At 48.8% G+C, this 6,172-nt stretch carries 6 protein-coding genes; 2 read left to right on the forward strand and 4 right to left on the reverse strand.

Annotation, left to right across the window (positions count from 1 at the left end; all coding sequences use genetic code 11):
• Window positions 1-33: 33 nt before the first annotated feature.
• On the reverse strand, window positions 34-1,683 hold the full coding sequence (gene hutU / locus ABD843_RS10535; protein ID WP_345082691.1) for a urocanate hydratase: 1,650 nt from the start codon (window positions 1,681-1,683) through the stop codon (window positions 34-36).
• A gap of 224 nt (window positions 1,684-1,907) precedes the next feature.
• Here hutU and ABD843_RS10540 point away from each other — a divergent pair, with 224 nt between their 5' ends.
• Window positions 1,908-3,752, forward strand: a complete 1,845-nt coding sequence (locus ABD843_RS10540) for a sensor histidine kinase (RefSeq protein ID WP_345082693.1) — start codon at window positions 1,908-1,910, stop codon at window positions 3,750-3,752.
• 552 nt (window positions 3,753-4,304) lie between these two features.
• On the opposite strand, the gene ABD843_RS10545 is transcribed toward ABD843_RS10540, so the two are convergent.
• From ABD843_RS10545 to ABD843_RS10555, 3 genes are read right to left on the reverse strand one after another with little or no spacing between them, the layout of a single operon-like run.
• The gene (locus tag ABD843_RS10545; RefSeq protein ID WP_345082696.1) at window positions 4,305-4,784 is read right to left on the reverse strand and encodes a hypothetical protein; all 480 of its coding nucleotides are present in this window, start codon (window positions 4,782-4,784) and stop codon (window positions 4,305-4,307) included.
• Complete coding sequence (locus ABD843_RS10550; RefSeq protein WP_345082699.1) at window positions 4,784-5,239, reverse strand: hypothetical protein; 456 nt, start codon at window positions 5,237-5,239, stop codon at window positions 4,784-4,786. Before ABD843_RS10550 ends, ABD843_RS10545 begins: the two co-directional genes overlap by 1 nt.
• A 48-nt stretch (window positions 5,240-5,287) precedes the next feature.
• A complete protein-coding gene (locus ABD843_RS10555) occupies window positions 5,288-5,755 on the reverse strand; it encodes a hypothetical protein (protein ID WP_345082703.1) in 468 nt (155 codons plus the stop codon).
• A gap of 83 nt (window positions 5,756-5,838) precedes the next feature.
• On the opposite strand from ABD843_RS10555, the gene ABD843_RS10560 reads away from it, so the two are divergent.
• Window positions 5,839-6,069: a hypothetical protein gene (locus tag ABD843_RS10560; RefSeq protein WP_345082705.1), complete on the forward strand. Its 231-nt coding sequence runs from the start codon at window positions 5,839-5,841 to the stop codon at window positions 6,067-6,069.
• Window positions 6,070-6,172: the final 103 nt, after the last annotated feature.

Below are 6,172 nucleotides of genomic sequence, written 5' to 3' on the forward strand. Positions count from 1 at the left end.
ATGTGAGTGCTGTGATATATTTTTTTATGTGTGTCAAATGTTGAGGCCGTATTTATTTGCTGTATCGATAGCTTCCTCATATCCTGCATCGGCATGGCGTATCACGCCCATGGCGGGGTCGTTGTGCAGTACGCGGCGCAGGCGCTCTTCGGCATCCTGTGTACCATCGGCCACTATCACCATGCCCGCATGCAGGCTGTAGCCCATGCCCACACCACCACCATGGTGAAATGACACCCAACTGGCGCCACCCGCTGTATTTATGAGTGCGTTCAGTATGGGCCAGTCGGCTACGGCATCGCTGCCGTCCTTCATGGCCTCGGTCTCCCTGTTGGGCGATGCCACCGAACCTGTGTCCAGGTGGTCGCGGCCTATCACTATCGGGGCCTTTACCTTGCCGGTACGCACCAGTTCGTTGAAGAGCAGGCCGGCCTTTTCCCTGTCGCCCATGCCCAGCCAGCATATGCGTGCGGGCAGGCCCTGGAAGGCTATGCGCTCGCGTGCCATATGCAGCCAGCGGTGCAGGCCTTTATTGTCGGGGAAAAGTTCCATCAGTGCCTTGTCGGTGGTATATATATCCTCGGGGTCGCCGCTCAGTGCCACCCAGCGGAAGGGTCCCTTACCCTCGCAGAACAGGGGGCGTATATAGGCAGGCACAAAGCCCGGGAAATCGAATGCGTTCGTCACGCCGCGCTTATCGTGTGCCTGGCCGCGCAGGTTATTGCCGTAGTCGAAGGTGATGGCGCCACGCTGCTGCAGTTCCAGCATCTGGCGTACATGCTTTGCCATGGTATCCAGCGACCGGCTTTCGTATTCTTTGGGGTCGGCCTCGCGCAGGGTATTGGCCTCGGCCACGCTCAGCCCCTCGGGGAAGTAGCCTATCAGTGCATCGTGTGCCGATGTCTGGTCGGTAAGCGTATCGGGAGTGATGTTGCGGTCTATGAGGCGCTGCAGCAGGTCTACCACATTGCAGCATACCCCTATCGATACACGTTCGCCATTTGCTTTTGCTTCCAGCGACCGGTCTATAGCTTTATCTATATCGCTGGTCCATTCGTCCAGGTAGCGGGTCTCTATGCGTTTCAGTATGCGCCATTCCTCCATTTCGGCAGCCAGGCATACGCCCTCGTTCATGGTGATGGCCAGTGGCTGTGCGCCACCCATGCCACCCAGCCCGGCGGTCACGTTCAGCGTGCCTTTCAGGGTGCCGCCATAGTGTTTGTCGGCCAGGCTCAGGTAGGTCTCGTAGGTACCCTGTACTATGCCCTGCGATCCTATATATATCCAGCTACCGGCTGTCATCTGGCCATACATCATCAGGCCCTTGGCCTCCAGCTCGCGAAAGTGTTCCCAGTTGGCCCACTTGCCCACCAGGTTGCTGTTGGCTATGAGCACACGCGGCGCATGCTTGTGCGACCGCAGCACGCCTACAGGCTTGCCGCTCTGCACCATCAGGGTCTGGTCCTCTTCCAGGTCGCGCAGGCAGGCCAGTATCTTGTCAAAGCTCTCCCAGTTGCGGGCCGCCTTGCCTATGCCGCCATATACCACCAGGTCCTCGGGACGCTCAGCCACTTCGGGGTCCAGGTTGTTCTGTATCATTCTGTAGGCGGCCTCTGTCACCCAGTTCTTGCAGGTGAGCTCTGCGCCGCGCGGGGCCCTTATAACACGATGCTGCGTATTCATATATGTATATAGCTATTTATTTTTACCGAGTGCCAAAATTAGCCATTATTCGGCAGGTGAACATGGTATTTTCACTATCCCCGGCATGTGGACATAGAACGCTTTTTGCCATTGCATCCCCATATATCAGGGAAACTCATTAGATCGCTCTTTACATTTATCGGTATCAAGAGATATATTATTGTATATACTTTTGCGCTCCCATTTTTGTATATTACATATCAATGACATCCGGCACTTCCGACCCCATACAGAACATAGTAGACATTCTATTGCATGTAGGCGAAAGAATAGTAGAAGTATCGCGCGGGCAGGTAATGACCCGTATTTGGGACCGTGAAGGTTCTCCACTGGCCGCATACCGCAGCTATTACGAAGGCAAGCGCCTGGATGAAGTGCGCAACGACAGTACCATAGCGCAGTGCAGGAGCAGTGTGGAAGAGGCATTTGCCACCGGCCGCAACAGCTATACCGAATACATATCGTACAGCAATGACAACAATAAGGTAGTAGCCTACTCGCTGCGGGTACTGGCCTGCCACCCCGATAAGGAGAACTATGTCTTCCTGGTAATAGACAATATAAGCACAGGCAAGGAGAACCTGCTGATAGAAGATAAATGGAAAATGGCCCTCGATGCCTCTGACCAGGGCGTATGGGATGCCAACATGGCCGCCCGCACTATCTTTTTCTCCGAAAAATGGGAACGGCTGTTCGGCTATAGCGCCAAAGAGATAGTGGACCTGGACGAGTGGGCCGCACTGATATATCCCGACGATGTGACGGTGGCCCAGCAGCGCGTGCAGGACTACCTGGACGGCAAAACACCTATATATAGTGCCGAGGTGCGCTACCGCTGCAAGGATGGCTCTTACAAATGGATACTGAGCCGTGGCGTGGTCGTAGACCGCAGGGCAGATGGTGTACCTGTAAGGTTCATAGGTACACATACCGACATAAGCGAGCAGAAGGAGGTGGAGGAAGAACTGAGGCATACGAAGGAGACCTTTGCCAATTCGTTCAACTACTCAGGCATACCCAAGGCCATCATAGCGCCGGGCGGTACATGGGTAGAGGTGAACGATGCCCTGTGCAAAGTGACGGGCTATACCCGCGAAGACCTGGAACTGCTTGACTACCGGGATATTACCTTCCCCGACGATGTGGATATAGATGTGCCCTACATACAGCAGTTGGTAACACGCGAGATACCATCGTATACGCTGGAGAAAAGGTTCGTTACCAAGACGCGTAATGTACTTACTACTATAGTGAACGTATCGCTGGTGTGGAACAAGGACGATACCCCGAAGTATTTTGTCTGCGACATAATGGACATGAGCGACAAGAAGGCCCTGAGCGATGAGCTGAACCGCAGGAACGCACAACTGGAGGCCACTACCGTGAGTCTGAAGCATAAAATAGACCAACTGGAAGAGCTGAACCACATGATAGCACACAACCTGCGCGGGCCTGTGGGTAATATAAAAATGCTATCGGAAGGAGGGTCGGACATATTTCCGGACAAAGAGGCGCTGGAGATGATACACATCAGCAGCGAATCGCTGCTGGACAGCCTGGACACCATGATGGAAGTGGCCCGCATAAGGCTGGAAAAAGATATAGAATACGACAACTGCGATGTGGCCGAGATAGTACATTCTATCTGCGACCAGATGCGGGGCATCATTTATCAGAACCATGTAGAGGTGGTACTGGACCTGGAAGTACCCACTATACGCTATCCCAGGGCATACCTGGAGAGCATACTGTACAATCTCATCAGCAATTCCATAAAGTACCGGCGGGAAGATGTTCGTCCCTGTATAAGAGTAAGTACACACGCAGAAAATGGTGTGGTGCAGCTATCGGTAAAGGACAATGGGTTGGGTATAGATATGGACAGGTATGCGAACCGTGTCTTCAAGCTGAACCAGGTATTCCACCCGGGCCACGACAGCAAGGGCATAGGCCTCTTTATCACCAAGACCCGCATAGAATCACTGGGTGGCAGCATCATCGTGCGCAGCAAGCTCATGAAGGGGTGTGAGTTCGTGATAACGCTGTGAGATAACCGTTACAGGCCTCTTCATCCTAGCCCAAAACAGGCAAAAAACTGGTCGAAGCGAGACGCTTCGACCAGTGGGGAGATATATTTGCTATTCATGGTCATTATTCGGTATGCAGTATTTCCTCGTACCTGCAAAAAGTTGAAGTGCCATAAGAGCGTGATGCAATGCTATCTGCATGAAAATAATAGTATATAACGTCTATAACATAATTTGTTGAGCGAAGTCTTCTGAATTCCAAATACTTGCTTGAGTCAAATGACAATAATCTGCACTTATATTCACTACCCCCCGATTCTTTTACATAAAATTCACTGTCATTTACTACGGAAATATTGTAATATATTTCTCTTTCCTCAGTAGTATCTGTACGAGGATAACCGGGAACAGAACAACTATAATGGTATTGACCTGTCATTCTGTGATCTCCTGCCATTTTAAGTATATGGTCTTTAGGCATAAATGGTCGTGATAATATATCTTCTTTTTTACAGGATATGAAGCCTATAAATAGCAAAAAAAAGCAGAAGATACATTTGCTATTCATGGTCATTATTCTGTGTGTAATATCTCTTCTGTTCTACAGAAAGTCGATTTTTCGAGCATATATGATACAATGCTATCTTGTTTATAATAATAGTCGATAGCATCCTCAAAATACCTTGTTGAACGTATTTTTTGAAAGTATAAGACTCCATTTATTGTATCAGATAATCGGACACGATAATTACATACATATTCTTCTCCTGTCGATTCTTTTATAAAAATATCAGAATCATTCAATAGCGAGATGTCGTAATACAGTTCTTTGGCGATGGTAGTATCGTCACTTGGATAACCAGGAACAGAACATCCATGATAATATTCTCCTACCATTTTGTGCTTGCCTACCATTTTAGGTATGTGGTCTTTGGGAGTTAATGGGCGTGGCGGATCTACTTCTTTCTTTTTACAGGATATGAGGCATGCTGTGAAAATGAAGAATAGACAAGAAAGGGATAGAGGATTAAAATCCATTGCAGATATATTCATTATTCGGTATGCAGGGTCTCTTCATATCTGCAAAAGGTTGACATATTGTAAGCATAATACAATATGCTGTCTTCATTAAAATAATAGTACAGATATTCTATGTCATAAGCATTTTTATCTGTTATAAATCTCAATCTTTCATTAACGGTATCATAAGACCTGTAAAAACAATTAAAAGTCCCTCTTGATGATGTGTTAACAGTAAGAGTAACTGAGTCGCCTAGAACAGTAATGTCGAAGTCTAATTCTTCGAATACTGTTGTATCTGTACTAGGTTGGCCTGGAACAGAACATCCATAATAATACTTGCCTACCATTTTATGTATCCCCGCCATTGTAGGAATATATTCTTTCGGCAACGAAAGACGTGGCTGTACCTTTTCTTTTTTGCATGACAAATATCCTATTGCAAGGAAAAGAAAAAGATAAAAAAAACATGTAAAGCTCGTTTTCATATTTGCATATTTTTTAGTACAAAAATCATACCATTTTCGCATATTTAATTACGGAAAGTGCTCTAGCGCCGGATTGTTGCAATAGTAATCTTCAAATTTTATCTGGTGAATAAAATGCTCGGTCCATCTATCTGTATAGAATATATCGTTGCCCCGGAACTGCAGGCTGTTATCGCCCTTTCGTGACCGGGCGGGGTAGGTACCCTCATATTTGTACCGTTCCCCATCAATATTGCGGAATAAGCATACGAAAGAGAATGGCAAGCCAAAATAAGCTATCAGTTGCCCGTCGGGGCTTACGGCTATCTCTCCATCGAAGCCCGAAATGGGCTGGTCGCTCATGCTTTGCCCGTAGAAATGCTGGGCCGAGTAGGAGAGGCTGAGGAGCTGCCAGTCGCCACCGCCATGGTCTATAAGGCAGTTCACACGGTCTTGCCGGGTGTGTATGTCGTACCCGGCATCAAGGTTGTGGCTTACAAAATACACCCTGTTGCCATGCACGGCCAGCTTGCCCACTATGGGCAGGTGATAGCTGTGCAGCAGGAAATTGCCGGGGCAGGGTACATAGCGGTAGCGTGTGGGGTCTATGACCTCGTAATATGCCAGCCAGCCATTCTGGGTACGGTAGTATAGCCTGTGTATGGGTGTGCTGCTGTCGTATACCAGGCAGCCGGGGGCTGTGGTGCCCGGCGGGTGGGGCGTGGGTCGCGGAGCGCCCGCCGAACGACCACAAGACCATAAGCATGAACGCCCAGCGTTTCTCGGACGACAGGTTCAGGGCAGAGTTCAGTGCATTTGTGGGGAAGGTGTTATCGGAGCGGGGTTCTTAAATGTTATTGAAAGGCTGGTTATTCGCCGGACGGAATCCATAAGTGTTCGAAAGTTTGCCTTTCTTTGTATAACCATTTCTTTCATATTTGAAAGCTCAACGAG

This window comes from Nemorincola caseinilytica, assembly GCF_039540515.1.
GTDB lineage: Bacteria > Bacteroidota > Bacteroidia > Chitinophagales > Chitinophagaceae > Nemorincola > Nemorincola caseinilytica.

Excerpts from the sequence above, each read along its gene's own strand:
- ABD843_RS10560 (WP_345082705.1), top strand. The coding sequence starts at position 5,839 with ATGCCAGCCAGCCATTCTGGGTACGGTAGTATAGCCTGTGTATGGGTG.
- hutU (WP_345082691.1), bottom strand. The coding sequence starts at position 1,683 with ATGAATACGCAGCATCGTGTTATAAGGGCCCCGCGCGGCGCAGAGCTC.
- ABD843_RS10550 (WP_345082699.1), bottom strand. The coding sequence starts at position 5,239 with ATGAAAACGAGCTTTACATGTTTTTTTTATCTTTTTCTTTTCCTTGCA.
- ABD843_RS10540 (WP_345082693.1), top strand. The coding sequence starts at position 1,908 with ATGACATCCGGCACTTCCGACCCCATACAGAACATAGTAGACATTCTA.
- ABD843_RS10545 (WP_345082696.1), bottom strand. The coding sequence starts at position 4,784 with ATGAATATATCTGCAATGGATTTTAATCCTCTATCCCTTTCTTGTCTA.